The following is a 20826-nucleotide window of genomic DNA, read 5'->3' as shown; positions in this document are numbered from 1 at the left end:
AATTGAATTTAATTGTACTATTGAATTATGAAATTCTATTGGATAAAGACAAATACTTTTATAAAAAAAATATTCTCCAATTTCACTTGGGACATTCCTAACGTAGAGAATAAAATCTATCTCACTTTTGATGATGGCCCGACTCCTGATATAACAGAATGGGTTTTGGAAGAATTAAAAAAATATCAGGCAAAGGCAACTTTTTTCTGTATTGGAAAAAACATTAAAAACAATCCCGATCTATTCAAGAAAATAATCAGTGAGGGACATGTGGTAGGAAATCACACCTTTAATCATCTAAATGGATGGAAAACAAATTCAGAAGATTATTTAAAAAACACCTCGCTATGTCAAGCGGAGATAAACAATCTGAACCTAACTGGCAATAAGTTATTTCGTCCGCCATACGGAAAAACAAAAACATCACAATCCAAAAAATTGCGTAAATTAGGCTATAAAATAATCATGTGGGATGTTCTCAGTGCCGATTTTGATCAAACCATAACACCTGAGAAATGTCTAGAAAATGTACTTCAAAATGTAGTTCCTGGAAGTATAATCATTTTTCATGACAGTGTAAAAGCATATAAAAATCTGAAATATGCACTCCCTCAGTCATTACAAATTCTAAAAGAAAGAGGCTTTACATTTGATACAATCGAATAAAAGATAAGGAATCCTTTATAACTGCTCTTGCACAATTCCTATTAAGGTATTTGCATCAAGCTCTCCTGATTGTCTCCAAATCATCATGCCGTCTTTATAAATCATTAAGGTAGGCAGTCCTTTTATACGGAGAGCATCAGCTAATTCTTTATTTTTATCTACATCGATCATAATAACTTTCACTTTATCTCCAAGCGCCGCCGCTACATCTTTTATAACAGGATGCATTGATAATGATGGTTCGTTCCAATCTGTGTAAAAATCTATTAACACAGGAACTTGTGCATTTATAAGTTCTCCAAATTTTGACATAAAACCAAAATATTAAATTTTTATTAGTTTCAAAAAGAGATATTCATTTACAAATTTAGCATTTTAAACCAATTATGCTAATTTTTCTCCCTTTAATAGTCGAATTACTGTAATCTCGGGCATAATACCCACCCTTCCAGGATAAGCGTGGAATCCAAACCCTCTGTTTACATATACATATCTGCCCAGATTCTCATATAAACCAGCCCACTGCTTATAAACATATTGCGCCAGACTCCACTTAAAAAAACCAGGAATCTCGATACCAAACTGCATTCCGTGAGTATGACCAGAAAGTGTCAAGTGGTAGTGTTTGCTATCATGCTGCACTACTTCGTTCCAGTGGCTAGGATCATGACTCATTAAAATTTTAAAATCCTCTTTGGTTAAATACTGCGAAGCTTTCTTTAAATCACCTGCCTGCTTGAAATTTTTACCCCAGTTTTCTACTCCTACCAATGCAATTTTTTGACCATCTTTTTCAATAAAAGTATGTTCGTTCAATAACAGCTGAAAACCAATATCTCCATACAATTTTTTGATTCCTTCAAAGTTTTCATCTTTTGCTTTTTGCGAAGGCCAAGTCACATATTCACCATAATCATGGTTCCCTAAAACAGAATATTTTCCATATTCATGTTTCTTGATTTTATTAAAAGTTTCAATCCAAGGATGCATTTCTTTGGCGTGAGTATTCACAATATCACCTGTAAATAAAATCAGATCCGAATTTTGTTCATTGACCAAATCAATAGCATGACTGATTTTTTCGGGATTATCAAAACTGCCACTATGTACATCAGAAATTTGAGTTATTGTAAATCCATCAAAAGCAGCTGGCAAATCAGGAAAATATATTGCTTGTTTGATTACTTTAAAATTATATTTTCCTTCAAAAATTCCATAAATCAATGACATGAAAGGAACAGCGGCAAGTCCTAAACCAATCTGACTAACAAATTTTCTCCTGGAAGGCAAAAAAGTTGACTTAGCATCATTATCAATAAAATAACAAATTGATCCTGAAATTAAGCGGAAAACATCCTCTCCTAATAAAACTATTGTCACTACAATTTTTGGAACATAAACTATAAGCAGCAGTCCCATCGTAAACATAGTCTGCTTGGTCTGCCCAACTGAACGGTCAAATTGTGTAAAAGAATAAATAATAAATATAAAAAGAAGAAAGCTTATTACTTGATAAGAAATCAGCATCCATCGCATCTTAATCAAAGTTTTGAGTGCCTGGAATGCATAAAGCTCAATAATAAAAAGAACAGCCCCGAAAAAAAATAAACGTAGAATCATTATTTTAAAAAATTTTACACAAAGTAACAACTAATGAAAACGTTAAGGTTTTATATTATCATAATTTTAACGCAAAAAAAGGGAGTAAATTTCTTTATCTCCCCTTTCCATCTATTAAAACCAACTTTTAATGCTTTTTTAGTCAATGATCTAATAAACCACTGACTGAAAAAACAATTATTTTTTTGCTGTTGAAGTTTCTGCAGCCGCAGTTTTACCAGCCTCAGCTTTGTGTGCTTTTTTGGTTTCTTTTTTAGCTTCTTTTTTAACCGCTTTTGTTTCTTTAGCTGGAGCAGTTTGAGCTGGCGCAGTTTGTGCACTTACCATAACTGTTGTTCCTAAAGCTACTGCCAATACCATCAATAATTTTTTCATGATTCTAAATTTTTAAAATTGTTAATTCGTTTATTATTTATAGGTCAAAACTACGTATGCCAAATGAAGATTAGATGAAGTTTTGACCTGTCTGAAAAAATTAACATTTAATTAGATTTTGGCTCTTTTGCAAACAATAAAAGAAAAGTGGTACCAACATTTATTTCAGATGAAATTTCAATCACAATATGATGAAACAAAGCAATACTTTCAACAATGGCAAGCCCTAAACCCTGCCCTTCCTGATCTGTACTCACTCTAGTAAATCGTTTAAAAACATTCTGCTGTTGTTTTTCATTCATTCCAATTCCAGAATCAGAAACTGAAATAAAATATTTCCCATCCAAAAACCCATCAGTTATTTCAATTGTACCCAATGGTTTATTGTATTTAATGGCATTCACAATCAGATTATAAAAAAGAATGTGTATCAGTGTTCTATTTCCTTTAAAATTAAAATGATGCTGTATTTTTTTATCAAAAGACAATTCTTTATCATCAATTCGGTCCTGCAAATCACTTACCAAATCGGTAATGATTGCATCAAAATCAATCTCTTCATTCGCTTCATACTGATTGTTTTCAATTTTTGAAATCAGCAGTAAATTAGCAATTATCTTTTTCAACAAATCCAATGTACTTAATGAACTCACAATTTTGTCCACGGCTCCATCATCCAAAGATTCATTTTGCAACAGGTTCTCAAATTTATTTTTTAACAACGCAATCGGCGTCAGCAGTTCATGGGAAACATTGGCAATGAACTGTTTTTCTTTTTTAAACAATTCAGTAATCCTGTCCATCATTTGATTTAAAACCGTATCCAATTCCTGAAAATCTGTCGAATGTGTTTTTATCGGCGTGTGATCAAAAGCCTCGGGTTCATTGACATGCCGAATTTTAGTGTCAATGATTTTATAAAATGGCTTTAATAAATATTCGATATAAAAAGTATCAGCTACAAAAGTAATCACAACAATTATGATTAAAACAATAATAAAGAAAAGCCTAATCACAAAGGTTAGATCATTAATTTCACTCAAATTATTCCCTATTTCCAAGAGATAATTTTCGTTTTCATATTTAAAATAATACTGAAGAATTCTATAATCATTACTTTCTTCTTCAATAATTCTTGGCTCAGTAACAAAAAGCGTCTGATTAATTTTAATAGCAGAAGGCATTCTGGAAAGCAAAAGAAACTCACTGTGCAAAGTCGAAAAACTCGCATACGTCTCCGAAGTATCATTCCGAACAATAAAATCATTTATTTCCTCCTTGTCCAAATGGTCAATGAATTTCTGCTTTTTCTCCAGCAGACTTTTATTGATGTGATTGTAAACCACTTTTTCGACCAAAACAGGAAGCATCAACCACAAAACCAATATCAGCAGTAAACGCGATAATGCATTAAAAATAGCCAGCTGATGTTTGATTTTCATGTTTAAAGAATGTTTGTTGTTTTAAAAAAATTACTTCTATTAGACTTTTATTATTTGCTTTTGAATTTGATTTTTGCCTTTTGATTTTTGTTTTTTGCTTAAACATTGATCCTATAACCAACATTCCTAACCGTTTCAAACCATTCAATTTTGGAATGTTTATCCAGTTTCTTTCTAAGATTCCGCACATGAACATCAATAAAATTCGAATCCGAATTCACCTCCAGAATATCTCCCCAAATATGTTCAGTCAATTGTAGACGCGTTATGACCCGATTTTTATTCAAAACCAAATACTGAAAAATATCAAACTCCTTTTTGGTGAGATTAATTGGAATCTCGGCATAACTCACTTTATAATCCTGCAGTTTCAGACTAAATCCATGAACATCCAACTGATTGACCGTGTAGCCATGCATTCTTCGGATAATCGCAAACAACCGCGCACCCAATTCTGTCAAAGCAAACGGCTTTGTCAAATAATCATCAGCGCCAAGCTGTAAGCCGTTTATGCGGTCTTCCAGTTCTCCTTGGGCAGTAATGATGATTACTGCAACTTTAGATTTTGTTTTCCGAATCTCTTTCAAAACATCAAAACCACTTCCGTCTGGCAAGCCTAAATCCAAAAGCATAATATCATAATCGTTGCTATTTATTTCCTCCAAAGCCTCTTCACAGTTCTTAGAAACTTTACAGATATAACCACTTCCCGAAAGATACTCTTTCACCTCTACAGCCAATTCGGGATTATCTTCAACAATTAAAATTTTCATAACTGATTACGATTAAAAATCATATACTTTTTAAAATTTGACGTATCTAAAATACAAAAAAGCCAGTAAATCGCTCTACTGACTTTGATAAAATAATCAACCCTTTTCTTTTACTCCCATCCTCAAATGCACGCAAAACAAAAACATCAATTATTTTTTTGCACTAGCACTTGAGGCTTCGGGTGTTGCCATTTTTTGCTCTTTTTTAGCTTTGTTGTGTTTGTGTTTTTTGGTGGTAATCTCTTTTGTCGAAGTTGCTTTTACATCTTTCGCAGGGAATGCCTGAACCATTGCACTTGTTCCTAAAACTGCTACTAATAACATCAATAAATTTCTCATGATTTCTAAAATTTAAATTATTAACTGTTTATTTATAGGTCAAATGTATAACCCTAAAATGAAGAAGAAATGAAGATTGATCTTTCCCAAAAAGTTTAACTTTCCCTTAACTGATTTCGTTTTCCTTAATTATTTTTTGGAGCAGAACATTTGTGATTTATTACAAGTTCCCTCCCGCTATCCACTACAATCTTGCAGGCCGAACACCGGCCTACAAGGATTTTCGTTTCTATCGGGGCTAAAAGACAACATTTCGTTTTCATAAAATCTGCTATATCGACAATGAATTCTCCGCACAGTTTGTCATTCCGAGGAACGAGGAATCACACTAGTTGCTTACGTTATATGATCTCTCCTTCGTCGAGATGACAAAACTGCGCTAAAACTTCTAGAATACCAATTATAAATTTAAACAACAAATTCATTTTTAAAACTCAATTCCCTACTTTTACGGACTAATTTTTTCAATATGTCAACTCAAAAACGTCTTTACCTTCTCGATGCTTACGCTCTAATATTTCGTGGTTATTTCGCCTTTATCAAAAACCCAAGAATCAATTCAAAAGGAATGGATACTTCGGCTATTATGGGGTTTATGAATGCCCTGATGGATGTAATCAAACGTGAAAAACCAGATCATTTAGCCGTAGCTTTTGACAAAGGCGGAAGTACTTACCGCTACGAAATGTATCAGGAATACAAAGCACACCGTGACGAAACTCCCGAAGCAATAAAAATAGCTGTTCCATATATATGTGAATTATTAAAAGCAATGCATATCCCAATTATAGAAGTCGCTGGTTTTGAAGCTGACGACCTAATTGGAACCATCGCCAAACAAGCCGAAAAACAAAATTATCAGGTTTTCATGGTAACACCCGATAAGGATTTTGCACAATTAGTTTCCGAAAACATCTTCATGTACAAACCCGCGCGAATGGGTAACGGAATCGAAATCTGGGGAGTTCCCGAAGTTTTAGAAAAATTTGAAATAGAGCGTCCTGAGCAAGTAATCGATTTTCTAGGAATGATGGGCGACGCCGCCGATAACATTCCAGGATTACCAGGAGTTGGAGAAAAAACAGCCAAAAAATTCTTAAAAGAATATGGCTCAATGGAAAATCTTTTGGCCAACACGCATCAACTGAAAGGCGCTATAAAAGAAAAAATCGAAGCCAATGCTGAGTTGGGATTATTGTCTAAAAAACTAGCAACTATCCTACTCGACTGTCCCGTAACTTTCAACGAGACAGAGTATGAATTATCCAAACCCGATGTTGAAAAAACCGATGCGCTGTTTCAGGAACTGGAATTTCGCCAGATGAAAGCACAGTTTGACAAATTGTACAATCCATCTGCTGAAGAAGAAACTACAACAAGCCCAGAAACTGCAACTGCCAAAAAAGCACCAGCAAAAAAATCCAACGAAGAACAATTCGATTTATTTGGATTTTCTGAAGAAGAAACTGGCGAAGCACAACACAGTTCGTTCTACGCAACTCTTGAAAATACTGAACATTTTTACCAAATCATACAAGGTGATTTTGCCGTAAAATTGCTTTTGCAAAATTTACTTCAGCAGACTTCCGTTTGTTTTGATACCGAAACTACAGGGATTGATGCCTTAAACGCCGAACTGGTTGGAATGTCATTTTCTTTCGAAAAAGGAAAAGCATTTTATGTTCCGTTTCCAGAAAGCAGAGAAGAAGCTCAGACTTTGGTTGACAAATTCAAGCCTTTTTTCGAAAATGAAGACATCGAAAAAATTGGTCAAAACGTAAAATACGACTTAAAGATTCTCTCAAATTATGGCGTTCAGATAAAAGGAAAACTATTCGACACGATGATTGCGCATTATCTGATCAATCCCGATATGCGCCACAATATGGATGTTTTATCAGAAACCTATTTGAAATATTCACCAAAATCAATTGAAGATTTAATCGGTAAAAAAGGAAAAGGGCAAAAAACAATGCGCGACGTACCATTGGAAGATATCAAAGAATACGCCGCCGAAGATGCTGATATTACCTATCAGTTAAAACAGAATTTCAGTCCGATTCTAGACAAAGCCGAAACCAAAAAACTATTTGACGAAATCGAAATTCCGTTAATCCCTGTTTTGGCTGCAATGGAATTGGAAGGAATTAACCTTGACGTTCCTTTCTTAAAGTCGATGTCAATTGACATGGCTGCCGAAAGCAATGCATTGGAACAAAAAATATATGAAACTGCTGGCGAGAAATTCAATCTGGCTTCACCAAAACAGCTCGGCGATATTTTATTTGACAAATTAAAAATCGGCGGAGCAAAACAAAAGAAAACCAAAACCGGTCAATATGCTACCGGCGAAGAAGTTTTGTCGTATTTAGCCAATGACAACGAAATTGTCCGTGATATTCTGGAGTGGCGTCAGATGGTAAAACTGCAAAGTACTTATATTGATGCGTTGCCGAATCAGGTTGACTCCAAAACAGGACGCGTTCACACCGATTATATGCAGACTGTTGCCGCAACAGGCCGTTTGAGTTCTAATAATCCAAATCTGCAGAATATTCCGGTCCGTACCGAAAGAGGACGATTAATCCGAAAAGCATTTATTGCCCGAGATGAAAATTACACTTTGGTTTCTGCGGATTACTCTCAGATAGAATTGCGTATCATTGCCGCTTTATCCGGCGAGGAAAATATGATTAAAGCTTTTCAAAATAACGAAGACATTCACAGAAGTACTGCTGCAAAAGTATTCAACGTTGCTTTAGAAGAAGTGACCAAAGAACAGCGTAGCAATGCCAAAACTGTAAACTTCGGAATTATCTATGGCGTTTCTGCCTTTGGATTGTCAAATCAGACTTCGCTTTCGCGAAAAGAAAGCGCGGAGCTAATTGATGCCTATTATGCGACTTATCCAAAACTGAAATCGTACATGTCTAATCAGGTAGATTTTGCAAGAGAAAATGGATATGTACAGACGGTTTTAGGAAGAAGACGTTATTTGAAAGACATAAATTCTGCCAATATGATGGTAAAAAGCGGTGCCGAACGAAATGCTGTAAACGCACCAATTCAGGGTTCTGCCGCCGATATTATCAAAATTGCGATGATTAATATTCATAAAAAACTAGTTTCCGAAAACTGGAAATCAAAAATGTTACTGCAGGTACATGATGAGCTTGTGTTCGATGTTCACAACGATGAACTCGAAAAAATCCAGCCGATGATTAAACACGAAATGGAAAACGCCTTCAAAATGGATGTACCATTGGATGTTGAAATTGGAATGGGAAGAAATTGGCTGGAAGCGCATTGATTTTAAGTTGGCAGGTTACAGATTTTAGTATTCAGTAATTACTATTTTGCAAGTATATAAAGACCGATTAACAAATTAGAATATTATGCAACTTTATTTAAAAAATAAGAATGACTGATGATTTCAACCCTCCAATTAACAGTAGAACAACTAAAGAATTGTTAGAAATAGCAGGAGCTCCAAAAAAATGGAATCCAAGAGCGTTAAAATTAGCTCTTGATGAACTCCATAACAGAAAAGTTGACACTTCCCAAATTGAAGAAGCACAAAGGACTGAAAAAAAACAAGTAGAATTGGAAATTTTAAAAAAAGCGAATAAAAGTTATCAAATTTCAGATTTCATTTTAAAACCAAAAAGCACTCTATTTGAACTTTTATTTACTTGGGAATTAAAAAAAGATGGATACATCCTTAAAGCGAAACAGCAGAAAACATTCAGAACTGTTCTTTGTATTATTTTTTTTCGTCTATGTTTTAAAGGAATTGACTGCAAACTCCTAGTACTTTATTTTTAATAAAAAAAGAGCAGAAGTCGTTACGTAAATAACCGTATCGATTCCTGCTTTTTTTATTTGCACAGTATATGAGATTATTAATTTTGAAGCCTAAGTTTTTTTTGTGAATGTTTTAGCGGGTTTTCGACTAAATTAAACCCATTATTCGAATTTGGCAAATAACCCCAATCTCGTGTAACAACTGTCGGCAGAAGTATTATTTACGTACAATCCAATTCTCAATTTCAATACCTTTTAATCTTTCGAAGTCTTTGGTGTTTTCGGTTACAAGAATTAATTTGTTTTCTATTGCAGTTACACCGATTAATAAATCAAATTCGTCATTTTGAGGTTTACCTAGTTTATTTAGACGAACTTTTTCTTCAGCATATTTTTTTATTGAACCGTAGATTGGAATTATTACAATTCCTTTTAAAAATATATCTACAGCTTTATGTGATTTTATTTTATCAGCACTATTTTCTGCACCAAATCTTAATTCTAAAACAGTTATTTCTGAAATATAACAGTTTTCTAAACCTTTTGATTTGAATATTTTGTCAACTTCAAATTTTCCACGAAGAAAATGTACACAGATATTAGTATCTAGTAAATATTTCATTAGAATTTAATATCTTTTGTTCTAAATTTTCTACTTGATTTGATTTCAGTATTTATTTCATCAGAAGTTTTTTCACTTGAAAATGCTCCAAAAGATTTATAAAAGTTAGTCTCTTTACTTTTGGTTTCTGCTTTTAATGATTTTGTCAACTTTTCAATTAGTTCAAGCTTGCTCATTGAGTTTAGGCTCTCGAATAATCCGAAGTAATTTTCTATTATATTTTTGTCAGTAAAAGTCATTTTTGTGCTGTTTTATTCAAAGATATACTTTTTTCCGATTTTGGTCAAATATTTTTACCAGTGTTCTCGCACTACCATAGTAGTTTAGGACTAAATTAAGCCCATTCTTCGGATTTGCCAAATCATCCAAATACAAGACCATTTTTCCATTAAACCAAATGCCCAAATCCGTTGTAGTGGCTGTTAGCAGTAGTCGCTTTTAATCAGAACCAATAAATTTCGTTATTCCACTTTTCACATCAACTTCAGCCCAAGAATGTTTTCCAAAAGTAACATTAAGAACTTTTCCATTAAGTTTAATATAACGGATTTTTGCTTCTCCAACTTTCGGCTTTCCGCAAACTTTAATAACATTTGTTTTCCATTTTAGTTTTCCACTTTCATAAGCAGACAAAGTTTGGTTGTCGTTTTCTAAAAAATAGATAATAGATTTATTTTCAATTCCTCTATAATTTGAGATTGCTAAATTCAACTCAGTTTCTTTTGTTATTTTCTTTTCATCATACAATTTCTGTTGAGCAAAACTTGTAGATAATATCAAAAATTGAAAGATAAAATACAAATATGGTTTCTTCATAAGTTTCTGAATTCTACTATTTTTTTGCGATTACTGCCAACTAGTTCATACACGAAACAACCTTCGTAAATACCTCCAAAATCGGGTAAATCAACGAAAGTTTGCCTCGTTTTATTCTTCTCTCAAATATAGAAATTTAAAATTACAAACCTGTAAAAGTAATTTTTGTTGATTTATGCTCTTTTTACGCTCCGCCTAGTAAAATTGGGCATTCGTAGAAAAAATAGTGCCATCAAACGAGCTTCGAACTGCATCAAAAGGTCTTCGGACTCTGTCAAACATGCTTCGGAATACATCACACAATCTTCGGAACGCAGATTACATACTTCTGATTCTCAATTATAAACTTCGAACAACCTCTCACCTTTTTCGAATGGACTTTTTTGATCTTTCGATGAATTTTTCGACAGAATCAAATCTAATTGCATAGTAAACCTGTTTATAAAATTGTTGCGCAATAGCCTCTTGTCAAATTTCGACATCAAAGTAGCAGCTAAATAATACCATTTAGAAATTTCTAAAGCATAAATCGATACGTCATTTTTATCAAAAAAATATTGGCGGGCTTACTACCAAGAAGCTGCGAGTTCAATTCGTTAAATAAATTTTCATCACTAATACTGTTAGATTTTATTGCTTGTGACCAAACCAAATACAGCTCGGAACCTGGAATATATTCCCAGCGCATTACTAAGTTAGACTGAAATTGAGTGGCAGAAAAATTAGGATTGTGAATCGTATAATCTGCCTCACCATTGCTGTCTTCATCTATTTGGTATCTATTATGAGCTTCATCAAAACTAATCTGATTTTCATTAAACAAACTAACCCTGTCACCATAATAATCTGCCAATGGATTAGTCACCCTATTGAATTGATTATACTTTCCTTTCGAAATAAAAGGCTGTCCGTAATACTGAATTGTCAGATTGGGATTGATGTTATAATCCAATCGGATAGAAGCACTCAATGTATTTTGATTTAAATTTCCTGTAATATATCGCGGGTCACCGTTAAAATTGGATTCTGTAATGTACTGCAGTTTATTTTTATTGACAGAAAAACTGGGATTCAATGATAGCGTAAAAGCATTAATCGGCTGATAAATAACTCCCAAACCAAACTCTGTATAAGAAAATGAATTGTCTTTTCCTTGAGAATCATAAACAGCTGTGTTGAATTTTAGTTTTTTTCTGCTGTCGGATGTAATACTGACTGATTTAAAAAACTCCTCCGAATAACGGAATCGCGGTCCGCCCTGCAAAACAGAATTCGAATAATTTACTGGTTTATAAATCAGGGAGACAGCTGCTTCCCAATTATTTTTTAAAACGGAGCTTGCGCCCAAAGTATACTGCATTTTATTGTAATTCCCTCCAAAATCAAAATTGGTAAACTGCTCCAATTGTGTGGTTATTTTTCTGAACTGCCCAAATGGCTTTAAAGTCTGATAGGATAAAAATGCAGACTGCTTAATTTCATCAGCCTGACGCAGAAACCCAATATCGTTTAGCTCTAACTCAGGAGATTTCCACATTAACGAGGTATTATAACGCCAGCTTCCAACACTTGCTTTTCCAATTTCGAATTTACCTCCCGTTCCCGTCAGCGAAGTTCTCATTGGATCTACAGAAACATAATCAGCATCAGCTCTTTGAAACAGATGTGTCATGCTTCGCTGTGTAATTATTATTGCTTCTTCACTGCCATTTACCTGGCTCATTACCACATTTCCTTTAAAATAATACTTTCTATTCTTCCAATTGTGCATAAAATCAATTCCCGATGTATATGCCGATTTATGAATAAAATTGAGATTATTTTCATCCACGTTCCGATTTGTTGCCGTAAAAATACCACCTATATAACTATTGCGATTATTAAAATCTTTCTGAACTCTGCCCACTAAATAATTGGTGTAAGGTTCTACTAATTCTTTTCTTTCTTCGCCGTTTTCCAGAATTCTGGCAAATTCATTTTTCGTTACACTTTCGAGTGCTCCAATTGACCAGCCACTTTTTGTTTTTCCGCTAAATTTTGCCGCTCCCAAAATCGTTGAATTAGTGGGAGTTTCAACAAAAGCCTGGTCAGAAACATTTGGAATACCATGCGGATTACCGCCAATTCTTCGGGAATAAAATAAATTATCCTGATTATCTGCAAAAATATAATCGAAGATATTTTTGTTTTCCACAAAAAAAGGACGGCGCTCTTCATAAAAAATCTGAAAACCATCCAGCGCAATTGCAGCAGGATCGGCTTCTACCTGACCAAAATCTGGGTTGATAGTCATATTTAACGTTAAATCATTGGTTATGCCAATCTTTGCATCCAGTCCGCCATTTATTTTAAAATCATTACCGTCCTTATATGGATTTCCCGCTACAGGCGGATATGTTTCTAATTTGGAAAGTACAAACGGCTGTATTTCTATCTGGCGTTTTGGAGACAAACCATTCAAACCATGTAATTCGCCAAACTCGCTTACCCATCCCGGAGCATCGAGAGGAATACGCTGCCAGACCGAACGCTCCTCTGTCCTGAAATATCTTCGGGTAGATTCTAATCCCCAGAATTGCTCCGAAGCATCACTAAATTTTAACTGGCTCAGCGGAATTTTTATTTCTGCTGTCCAGCCTTCCTCATCAACATTGGTTTTCAGGTACCAGATTGGATTCCAGTTTCCTTCCCAAGTTTTTCCGTTATCTGAAATAAAACCGTCACTTTTTACTCCGGCAACAGACCCTGCAAAAGAAAATGCGGTAAGCTTATCGTTATGACTACTAATGTTTATTTCGATCCAGTCTCCTTCAAAACCATCTCGTCTTGATAATCTTTTTACGATTCCTTTTGGATCTCTGTCATAACATCGAAAGCCAAAATAAATAAACTCGGTATCATACACCACCTTAAATTTGGTCTGTTCCAAAGGTGCCGTATTTTCATCGGGAAGATTTTCGATAAAATCTCCCGTCCAATCTACAATATCCCAGCCAGCATCAGTTAAAAGCCCGTCAATAACTGGCGGTGCCTGCGTTCCTAATGCTTTGGTGGTATATATTTTTCTTTCCACTTTTGGCGCCTGCTGTCCAAAACTAATTTGAAAAAGGAACAGCAGTAAAAGCACGTCCCTTTTAGAATGTATCGTTTTCCAGATTTCTGGTAAATTAAACTGCATCACAAGAAATCTTAAACTATTTACTCAGTTCCAAAACCCACATTTTCGTTGCTGGGATAGTTGTTTTGTCTGATGTTTTCAGGATTTCATCCGTCAGTACATTTTTTGCGGAAGCGAAACCAGCCGTTCTTTCGTCATACTTCTGAAAGTCAATTTCTTTTTCGGAATCACTTGTATTCATCACACACATTATTGTTTGATTTTCATCATATCTGAAATACACATACAATCCGTCAACAGGAACATAATGCATCATTTTTCCTGTTTTTAGTGCCGAGGAATTCTTTCTGTAATTAGCCAGTTTCCGAACCAAATCCTGTGTTGATTTTTCGTCATCTGTCATTCCTTTTCCAGTAAATGCATTTTTGGTATCTTCATTCCATCCGCCGGGAAAATCGGCACGAACCAAACCATCAGGAGCTTTGAATCCTTTTGCCAGCACTTCGGATCCATAATACAATTGCGGAATTCCTCTGCAGGTCAGCAACCATTGGAAACCCATTTTTTGCTTTTCGACATTCTCTCCTACCAATGAAAAGAAACGAGGTTCGTCATGATTGTCCAGCAACAGTACTTTTTGCATCGGGTTCTTGCTTAAATAATCACTGCTCAAAGTATAATACAATCTGTTCACTCCTTCTTTCCATCCAAAAGGCTCGGTCAAGGCTGGAATAATTCCGTAATACAATGCTTGAAAATCCACCACCGAAGGCAGGTTGCTTTTGAAACTGACATCCAAATTATTTTGTTCAAAATACGCCTGATTGGCCACGCCATGAACCATGATTTCTCCAAAAATGCTGATTTTCGGGAACTCATCCATAATTGCTTTATTACAGCGATTGGCAAAATCCAAATCATTATAAGTGTATGTATCCAGACGAACTCCGTCGATTCCAAACTTCTCGATATGCCAAATGCAGTTTTGAATAATAAAATTAGCCATAAACGGATTGTCCTGATTGATGTCCGGCATTATAGAATCAAACCAGCCGTCACTCATTCTTTTTTTATCAGATTTTGTTCCGTAAGGATCAAACAAAGTAATCTCTCTGTAATTTGTCTGCGTGTAAGCCGGCCATCGGTGTACCCAGTCATTCGCCGGCGGATCCAGTTCTAAGAAGTGAAAAGACCCCATATGATTGTAAACCGCATCAAAAATAAGTTTCATCCCTCTTTGATGTAATTGATTACTCAATTTTTCATACAAAGCATCGTCACCATATCGCTTGTCAATTTTGTAATGATTAGTAATAGCATATCCGTGTTCGGTTCTTTTTTCCATATCATTTTCCATGATTGGAGTAAACCACAATGTAGTAACACCAAGCCCCTGAATATAATCCAGATTATTGATCACTCCCTGCAGATCCCCGCCATGACGATCGTACATTTCGTTTCGGTTAAGAGATTGATCTCTCATTCCTTTTACTTTGTCATTTGTCACATCCCCGTTACTGAAACGGTCTACCATAATCAAATCAATAAAATCACTGGAAGTTACGCCCTGCGCGTATTGTGTTCCATTGCCAGATCTTCGGTTGTAAAGAGGCCATTTTATTTTTTGTTTTCCTCCCTTTTGATTCAGTTCGATAATTACATCACCGGCAACAGCTTCTGGTGCAATGACAATATCTACAGCAATGTATTTTTGGTTTGGAAAAGAATAGGTTTTTGCAACAGTTATTCCGGGATAATTGATGGTTACTTTATCAGATAAAAAAACATCATCAGTAGTTCGGATAAGCAATTGAATGGCATTGGTTTTCATGTCTGTCCACCAGTTTGTCGGATAGACTTCGGTGTTCTTTGCATTGGTTACCAAAGAAAAACCAAGCATCAGCAGTAAAATTGTTTTTTTCATAATAGTTATTTGTGATTTAAATAGTTGGCGAAAGGTATTTTCCTTTTCCGGCATCAGAAAGCCACTTATTTAAACGACCTGTTTTCTATTGTAAATAACCATTATGACCGCATGTCATCTGAATATGAAAACGTGTTTTCTAAACCACATTGATTTAAATTCTAAAACAAAACTCTTAGATTTACATTTTAGAAAAAACATGATGAGCGATGTAAGTATATATTCTGAAAGGACTTCACAGAAAATAAAATTGTATACATTTTATTGGTTGGGATATATTTTGCTTTTCAGTTTAATTCAGGGATTACCAACTTCCGATTTCTGGAGAGCTTTATCCAATGAATGTTACAGCACTCCGTCCAAAATATTGTTCGTTTTACTGATTGTTGAATTGGCAATGCCTTTTCTATTCTTCAAAAAGAAAAAGACGCTGTTCCTTTTTACTTATCTTTTCCTGATTCTGCTCTTCGCCTTTATTCAGCGACTTATCGATAATTATATTATTATTGCCATCAATCTGACCGAGTGGAAAGCCGAACCATTGTTTTATGCACCCGCTTACCTATATAATGTAATCAAACTACAATTTGTTGTTACCATTCCGTTAGCCATAAAATTGATTTATTATCTCGCAGAAGAGAAAAACAGGGTTCAATCCATTTTGACCGAAAAACTTCAAGCCGAATTATTTTCACTGCGGAATCAATTTCACCCGCACTTTTTATTTAATGTGCTAAATAGTCTGTACTCTAAAATCCTGAGCAAGTCAGATGATTCTGCAGATATTGTGCTTAAAATTTCAGATTTCCTGCGGTATTCCGTTTATGAGATAAATACGAAATCTATTCCTTTGGAAAAAGAAATAGAATATTTAAAAAATTATATTTCACTACAGCAATTACGGTTTGACAACCGGCTTGAACTTAGTTTCAGCACCAACGGAATTACAGAAAATCAATTTATCGAACCTTTCCTGATTCTTCCTTTTATTGAAAACAGTTTCAAATTCTGTCTGGATGATGCCAATGAAACTGCATGGATTACTATTTCGATTACCGCTTCAGAAGAATGGCTGGTGATAAAAATTGAAAATAGTCTGCCTTCTGATTTTTCAAATAATGAAAACACGGAGAATCCATACAGCGGAGTCGGAATCAATAATGTAAAAAGAAGACTGGAACTGCTTTATCCGGATCAGCATATTTTGACAGTAAAAAATGAAGGTGATTCTTTTTTTGTTTCATTAAAAATAAAAACAAATGACACCCACTAGAATCAACTGCATTATAATTGAAGATGAACTCCCGGCATCAATTTTGCTTGAGATGCATATTGCCAAATTTGATTTTCTGGATTTGAAAGGAAAATTCATGAGCACAAATACTGCACTGCATCTTTTGAAAACCCAAAAAATTGATTTACTTTTTTTAGACATCAATTTACCTGGAAAATCCGGAATTGAGTTTGCAAAAACATTGCCGGAAGATATCGGAATTATTTTTACAACTGCCAATCCACAGCATGCTGTAGACGGATTCGAATTGGAAGCAATCGACTATTTATTGAAACCAATTTCATTCGAACGGTTTTCGAAAGCAATACACAAATACTGTAAAATTCAGAAAACGAATCAGCAATTCGAACAGCTGACACAAGCGGAAGCCGAGCGTCCTTTTATTTTTGTAAAATGTGAAAGAAAAACACTCAAATTATATCTGGGTGAAATAAATTATTTCGAAGCACAGGGGAATTATCTGCTCATTCATACCGAAAGCGATTGTTTTAAAACCCATCAATCTATTACAGAAATAATCGAGAAACTGCCCGAAGGATTATTTCTCAGGATTCATCGTTCCTTCCTGATTCCTTTGAAAAAAGTCACACAGTTCAACAGCCGTTCTGTAACCATAAAAAATAAAATGCTGCCAATCGGAAGGCTTTACAGCACAACAACGATTAATCATTTGCAATCATTTCTAAAAAAATAGCATAAAAAAAACCATTCAATACGAATGGCTCTTTTATTATGTAGTGGATTCTCTTTCCTTTAATTTTGTTTTGATGACAACTGTTTCAAAAGGTTTGTGTTCTTCTTTAGATTCTAATCGGTCAATTAACAATCTTACAGCTTCTTCTCCAATCTCAATTCCATGCTGGCTGACAGTAGTTAAACTAGGTGATAAACGTCTGGAAGCAAGAATTCCATCAGCAAAACCAATAATTTTTAGGTCCTTCGGAATTTTATATCCTTTCTTTACTCCAACTTTTAAAGCTGCAACTGAATCATTTTCTTCCAATGCAAAAACGCCGTCAACAAGATTATTAGAATACAATTCCTCAATCTTCTCCGCTAAATCATGATCAGATTCTGATTCTGTTCGGATAATAATATTTTCATTGATTGCTATATTATTTAACTGCAGGGCTTTTAAATATCCTTCAGCTCTTAATTTACCAACACTTAAATTATTTGAAGACGAAATTAAAGCAATGTTTCTACAGCCTAAATCAATCAGGTGCTGGGTAGCATTCTGACCCGAATCAAAATCATCAACAATCACTTTATCACATTCTACTTCGTCTGTGGTTCTGTCAAACATAACGATAGGCGTACCGTCATTTATTATCGAATTAAAATGGCTGTAATCATTCAGTTTTTGCGCCTCTTCAGAAATAGACAAAACGAAACCGTCGATAGTTCCGTTACTCAGCATTTCCATTGTATGCGCCTCTTTGTCTAACGACTCATTAGAAATACACATAATAACATTATAACCCCTTTCATCTGCCACCTTTTCAATACCGCTGAAAACCTTGGCGAAAAATGAATTTAATATATTAGGTATAATAACGCCGATCGTTTTAGTTTTACGATTTTTAAGGTTCAGACCAATAACGTTGGGCTTATAATTTTTTAATTTTGCATATTCTTTAATCCTTACTTTCGTTTGTTCGCTAATCTCAGGACTGTCATTAAGCGCCTTAGAAACAGTAGATACCGAAACATTAAGTTCTTTTGCAATTTGTTTTAATGTTGCTTTTGCTTTCATTGGAGAGGGGTGGTATTTAAACTAAATTAATAGTCCTAAAATTGAAAATTATCCGTATTTAACAGTACATACCTAATTTTTTACTAAAAAACATAAAAAAAAGCAGGCATTTATTCGATAAAACGGAAAAGTACAAAAAAAATGCAACATCAAAAAAAAAAAAATCAAAATTATTGCAAAAGAATGAAACGTCGATGCAACTGAATTTACCATTCAATAAATATATATTTGATTATCAGCATAAACTCACTAAAAAAATAATCAATTAAGCTATTTGGATTTAAAATAATTAATTGTACTTTTGCAACCCCTTTATTGGGGATGGAATGTTTAATTAAAATATATTATTGTGAACGCATTAAGCTACAAGACAATTTCAGCAACAAAAGCCAATTCTACAAAAGAATGGATTGTTGTAGACGCTGATGGTCATAACTTAGGACGTCTTGCTACTAAAGTCGCTATGATTTTAAGAGGTAAGTACAAGCCAAGTTACACACCACACGTAGACTGTGGAGATAACGTAATTGTTATCAACTCAGAAAAAATCAACCTTACAGGTAACAAATTAGACGAAAAAACATATGTTCGTCACACAGGTTACCCAGGAGGACAAAGAACTTTAACTGCTAAAGTATTGCAAGCAAAAAACCCTGCATTATTAGTAGAGAAAGCAGTAAAAGGAATGTTACCTAAAAACAAATTAGGAGCTGAACTTTTCAGAAATTTAAATGTTGTTGTAGGATCTGAGCACAAACAAGGAGCTCAAAAACCTAGAACTGTTAACCTAAACGATCTTAAGTAATGGGAGTTATTCACAAAATCGGTAGAAGAAAAACCGCTGTTGCACGTGTTTATGTTTCTGAAGGAACAGGAGTAATCACTGTAAACAAAAAAGAATTCGCAACTTACTTTCCAACTGCAACTTTACAATACAAAGTTTTACAACCATTATCTATGACAGAAAATGCAAGTAACTTTGACGTAAAAGTAAACGTTTACGGAGGTGGTTCAAATGGTCAAGCAGAAGCTGTAAGAATGGCATTGGCACGCGTTATGTGTGAAGTAAATGCTGAAAACAGAGGAATTTTGAAGCCAGAAGGTTTGTTAACAAGAGATCCAAGAATGGTTGAACGTAAGAAATTCGGTCAGAAGAAAGCTCGTAAGAGATTCCAATTCTCTAAACGTTAATATTGCCTGTCTTGTGCAATACGTACAAGACATTCTAGAATGTATTAAAAAATTTAAAACAATGTTGTTGTTGTCCCATCGAGGTGGGAAATTAGTTTAGCATCTAAATGAAGCCTAGAGCCTAAAGCTTAAAGCTTAAAGCCATAAGGACCATTGCTAATTCAACAGAACGTAAACTAGTACAAAAAATGTCAAACAAAGTAGAAGTAAAAGAATTACTAGAAGCAGGTGTTCATTTTGGACACATGACTAGAAAATGGGATCCAAATATGGCTCCTTACATTTATATGGAGCGTAATGGTATTCACATTATCAATCTATATAAAACTGCAGCAAAAATCGAAGAAGCTAATGAAGCTTTGAAAAAAATCGCTGCATCAGGTAGAAAAATATTATTCGTTGCTACCAAAAAACAAGCAAAAGATATCGTTGCTGACAAAGCAAAAGCTGCAAACATGCCTTATATCACTGAAAGATGGCCTGGCGGAATGCTGACTAACTTCGTAACTATCCGTAAAGCTGTTAAAAAAATGGCTACTATCGATAAAATGAAGAAAGATGGTACATTCATGACTCTTTCTAAAAAAGAGCGTTTGCAAGTTGATCGTCTTCGTGCTAAACTAGAGAAAAACTTAGGTTCAATCGCAGATATGTCTAGACTTCCTGCAGCATTGTTCGTAGTAGATATCAAAGCTGAACACATCGCAATAAAAGAAGCTCAAAAATTAAACATTCCAGTTTTTGCAATGGTTGATACTAACTCTGATCCACGTGAAGTAGATTATGTTATCCCTGCAAATGATGATGCTTCTAAATCAATTGATAAAATTTTATCTTTAGTAACTGCTTCAATTATTGATGGTCTTGCAAACAGAACATCTGACAAAGAAACAGATGCTACTGAAGTTGCTGAAACTGAAGCTCCTGTAGCTGAAGTAGCAGCTGTTGAAGCTCCTGCAGCTCCAGCAACTGAAGAATAAATCAAATTTTAAATTCCAATTTTAAATTCCAAATTCCATAATTAGATTTTTAACTATCTGATAACGTTGGAATTTGGGATTTGAAGATTGGAATTTTTACTTTTAA

At 34.5% G+C, this 20826-nt stretch carries 20 protein-coding genes; 8 read left to right on the top strand and 12 right to left on the bottom strand.

Annotated elements, in window-relative coordinates; translation table 11 throughout:
• Positions 1-27 precede the first annotated feature (27 nt).
• Positions 28-666, top strand: coding sequence for a polysaccharide deacetylase family protein (locus tag C8P67_RS05785; protein WP_115811307.1), 639 nt, complete (start codon positions 28-30; stop codon positions 664-666).
• Positions 667-681: 15 nt separating this feature from the next.
• On the opposite strand, the gene C8P67_RS05780 is transcribed toward C8P67_RS05785, so the two are convergent.
• The 6 genes from C8P67_RS05780 to C8P67_RS05755 all read right to left on the bottom strand — a co-directional run bounded on the left by C8P67_RS05780 (position 682) and on the right by C8P67_RS05755 (position 5215).
• The gene (locus tag C8P67_RS05780) at positions 682-978 is read right to left on the bottom strand and encodes a thioredoxin family protein (RefSeq protein WP_115811305.1); all 297 of its coding nucleotides are present in this window, start codon (positions 976-978) and stop codon (positions 682-684) included.
• Positions 979-1050: 72 nt separating this feature from the next.
• A complete protein-coding gene (locus C8P67_RS05775; RefSeq protein WP_115811303.1) occupies positions 1051-2286 on the bottom strand; it encodes a metallophosphoesterase in 1236 nt (411 codons plus the stop codon).
• A 177-nt stretch (positions 2287-2463) separates the two neighbouring features.
• Entirely contained in the window at positions 2464-2661 is a 198-nt protein-coding gene (locus tag C8P67_RS05770; RefSeq protein ID WP_115811301.1) for a hypothetical protein, read from the bottom strand.
• Positions 2662-2768: 107 nt separating this feature from the next.
• Positions 2769-4103 carry a sensor histidine kinase gene (locus C8P67_RS05765; RefSeq protein ID WP_245980381.1) on the bottom strand — a complete coding sequence of 445 codons (1335 nt, stop codon included), beginning with the start codon at positions 4101-4103 and terminating at the stop codon, positions 2769-2771.
• Positions 4104-4201: 98 nt separating this feature from the next.
• Complete coding sequence (locus tag C8P67_RS05760) at positions 4202-4876, bottom strand: response regulator transcription factor (RefSeq protein ID WP_115811299.1); 675 nt, start codon at positions 4874-4876, stop codon at positions 4202-4204.
• 150 nt (positions 4877-5026) lie between these two features.
• The gene (locus C8P67_RS05755; protein WP_115811297.1) at positions 5027-5215 is read right to left on the bottom strand and encodes a hypothetical protein; all 189 of its coding nucleotides are present in this window, start codon (positions 5213-5215) and stop codon (positions 5027-5029) included.
• Between the two features lie 469 nt (positions 5216-5684).
• Here C8P67_RS05755 and polA point away from each other — a divergent pair, with 469 nt between their 5' ends.
• Positions 5685-8525 carry a DNA polymerase I gene (gene polA / locus C8P67_RS05750; protein ID WP_115811295.1) on the top strand — a complete coding sequence of 947 codons (2841 nt, stop codon included), beginning with the start codon at positions 5685-5687 and terminating at the stop codon, positions 8523-8525.
• Between the two features lie 110 nt (positions 8526-8635).
• Entirely contained in the window at positions 8636-9040 is a 405-nt protein-coding gene (locus tag C8P67_RS05745) for a hypothetical protein (protein ID WP_211319891.1), read from the top strand.
• 196 nt (positions 9041-9236) lie between these two features.
• On the opposite strand, the gene C8P67_RS05740 is transcribed toward C8P67_RS05745, so the two are convergent.
• From C8P67_RS05740 to C8P67_RS05720, 5 genes are all read right to left on the bottom strand, one after another.
• On the bottom strand, positions 9237-9641 hold the full coding sequence (locus C8P67_RS05740) for a type II toxin-antitoxin system VapC family toxin (RefSeq protein WP_115811293.1): 405 nt from the start codon (positions 9639-9641) through the stop codon (positions 9237-9239).
• Positions 9641-9880 carry a hypothetical protein gene (locus tag C8P67_RS05735; protein ID WP_115811291.1) on the bottom strand — a complete coding sequence of 80 codons (240 nt, stop codon included), beginning with the start codon at positions 9878-9880 and terminating at the stop codon, positions 9641-9643. Before C8P67_RS05735 ends, C8P67_RS05740 begins: the two co-directional genes overlap by 1 nt.
• A gap of 199 nt (positions 9881-10079) precedes the next feature.
• Positions 10080-10457, bottom strand: a complete 378-nt coding sequence (locus tag C8P67_RS05730; protein ID WP_147298202.1) for a hypothetical protein — start codon at positions 10455-10457, stop codon at positions 10080-10082.
• Between the two features lie 517 nt (positions 10458-10974).
• On the bottom strand, positions 10975-13635 hold the full coding sequence (locus C8P67_RS05725) for a DUF5916 domain-containing protein (RefSeq protein WP_211319890.1): 2661 nt from the start codon (positions 13633-13635) through the stop codon (positions 10975-10977).
• Positions 13636-13651: 16 nt separating this feature from the next.
• Positions 13652-15499 (bottom strand): alpha-amylase family glycosyl hydrolase, encoded by a 1848-nt coding sequence (locus C8P67_RS05720; protein ID WP_115811287.1) that lies wholly within the window; start codon positions 15497-15499, stop codon positions 13652-13654.
• A gap of 103 nt (positions 15500-15602) precedes the next feature.
• On the opposite strand from C8P67_RS05720, the gene C8P67_RS05715 reads away from it, so the two are divergent.
• Positions 15603-16772, top strand: a complete 1170-nt coding sequence (locus C8P67_RS05715; RefSeq protein WP_115811285.1) for a sensor histidine kinase — start codon at positions 15603-15605, stop codon at positions 16770-16772.
• Positions 16759-17487 (top strand): LytR/AlgR family response regulator transcription factor, encoded by a 729-nt coding sequence (locus tag C8P67_RS05710; protein WP_115811283.1) that lies wholly within the window; start codon positions 16759-16761, stop codon positions 17485-17487. Before C8P67_RS05715 ends, C8P67_RS05710 begins: the two co-directional genes overlap by 14 nt.
• Positions 17488-17523: 36 nt before the next feature.
• On the opposite strand, the gene C8P67_RS05705 is transcribed toward C8P67_RS05710, so the two are convergent.
• Positions 17524-18549, bottom strand: a complete 1026-nt coding sequence (locus tag C8P67_RS05705; protein ID WP_115811281.1) for a LacI family DNA-binding transcriptional regulator — start codon at positions 18547-18549, stop codon at positions 17524-17526.
• 349 nt (positions 18550-18898) lie between these two features.
• Between C8P67_RS05705 and rplM the strand changes: the two genes are divergently transcribed.
• From rplM to rpsB, 3 genes are all read left to right on the top strand, one after another.
• Entirely contained in the window at positions 18899-19354 is a 456-nt protein-coding gene (gene rplM / locus C8P67_RS05700) for a 50S ribosomal protein L13 (protein WP_115811279.1), read from the top strand.
• The gene (rpsI, locus tag C8P67_RS05695; RefSeq protein ID WP_115811277.1) at positions 19354-19740 is read left to right on the top strand and encodes a 30S ribosomal protein S9; all 387 of its coding nucleotides are present in this window, start codon (positions 19354-19356) and stop codon (positions 19738-19740) included. Before rplM ends, rpsI begins: the two co-directional genes overlap by 1 nt.
• A 188-nt stretch (positions 19741-19928) precedes the next feature.
• Positions 19929-20720: a 30S ribosomal protein S2 gene (gene rpsB / locus C8P67_RS05690; RefSeq protein ID WP_115811275.1), complete on the top strand. Its 792-nt coding sequence runs from the start codon at positions 19929-19931 to the stop codon at positions 20718-20720.
• Positions 20721-20826 lie beyond the last annotated feature (106 nt).

Source organism: Flavobacterium aquicola (assembly GCF_003385115.1).
Taxonomy (GTDB): Bacteria; Bacteroidota; Bacteroidia; order Flavobacteriales; family Flavobacteriaceae; genus Flavobacterium; species Flavobacterium aquicola.
The sequence above is the reverse complement of the archived record's forward strand: the minus strand, read 5'-3'. Positions and strand labels throughout refer to the sequence as shown.

Excerpts from the sequence above, each read along its gene's own strand:
- C8P67_RS05785 (WP_115811307.1), top strand. The coding sequence starts at position 28 with ATGAAATTCTATTGGATAAAGACAAATACTTTTATAAAAAAAATATTC.
- C8P67_RS05780 (WP_115811305.1), bottom strand. The coding sequence starts at position 978 with ATGTCAAAATTTGGAGAACTTATAAATGCACAAGTTCCTGTGTTAATA.
- C8P67_RS05775 (WP_115811303.1), bottom strand. The coding sequence starts at position 2,286 with ATGATTCTACGTTTATTTTTTTTCGGGGCTGTTCTTTTTATTATTGAG.
- C8P67_RS05770 (WP_115811301.1), bottom strand. The coding sequence starts at position 2,661 with ATGAAAAAATTATTGATGGTATTGGCAGTAGCTTTAGGAACAACAGTT.
- C8P67_RS05765 (WP_245980381.1), bottom strand. The coding sequence starts at position 4,103 with ATGAAAATCAAACATCAGCTGGCTATTTTTAATGCATTATCGCGTTTA.
- C8P67_RS05760 (WP_115811299.1), bottom strand. The coding sequence starts at position 4,876 with ATGAAAATTTTAATTGTTGAAGATAATCCCGAATTGGCTGTAGAGGTG.
- C8P67_RS05755 (WP_115811297.1), bottom strand. The coding sequence starts at position 5,215 with ATGAGAAATTTATTGATGTTATTAGTAGCAGTTTTAGGAACAAGTGCA.
- polA (WP_115811295.1), top strand. The coding sequence starts at position 5,685 with ATGTCAACTCAAAAACGTCTTTACCTTCTCGATGCTTACGCTCTAATA.
- C8P67_RS05745 (WP_211319891.1), top strand. The coding sequence starts at position 8,636 with ATGACTGATGATTTCAACCCTCCAATTAACAGTAGAACAACTAAAGAA.
- C8P67_RS05740 (WP_115811293.1), bottom strand. The coding sequence starts at position 9,641 with ATGAAATATTTACTAGATACTAATATCTGTGTACATTTTCTTCGTGGA.
- C8P67_RS05735 (WP_115811291.1), bottom strand. The coding sequence starts at position 9,880 with ATGACTTTTACTGACAAAAATATAATAGAAAATTACTTCGGATTATTC.
- C8P67_RS05730 (WP_147298202.1), bottom strand. The coding sequence starts at position 10,457 with ATGAAGAAACCATATTTGTATTTTATCTTTCAATTTTTGATATTATCT.
- C8P67_RS05725 (WP_211319890.1), bottom strand. The coding sequence starts at position 13,635 with ATGCAGTTTAATTTACCAGAAATCTGGAAAACGATACATTCTAAAAGG.
- C8P67_RS05720 (WP_115811287.1), bottom strand. The coding sequence starts at position 15,499 with ATGAAAAAAACAATTTTACTGCTGATGCTTGGTTTTTCTTTGGTAACC.
- C8P67_RS05715 (WP_115811285.1), top strand. The coding sequence starts at position 15,603 with ATGACCGCATGTCATCTGAATATGAAAACGTGTTTTCTAAACCACATT.
- C8P67_RS05710 (WP_115811283.1), top strand. The coding sequence starts at position 16,759 with ATGACACCCACTAGAATCAACTGCATTATAATTGAAGATGAACTCCCG.
- C8P67_RS05705 (WP_115811281.1), bottom strand. The coding sequence starts at position 18,549 with ATGAAAGCAAAAGCAACATTAAAACAAATTGCAAAAGAACTTAATGTT.
- rpsI (WP_115811277.1), top strand. The coding sequence starts at position 19,354 with ATGGGAGTTATTCACAAAATCGGTAGAAGAAAAACCGCTGTTGCACGT.
- rpsB (WP_115811275.1), top strand. The coding sequence starts at position 19,929 with ATGTCAAACAAAGTAGAAGTAAAAGAATTACTAGAAGCAGGTGTTCAT.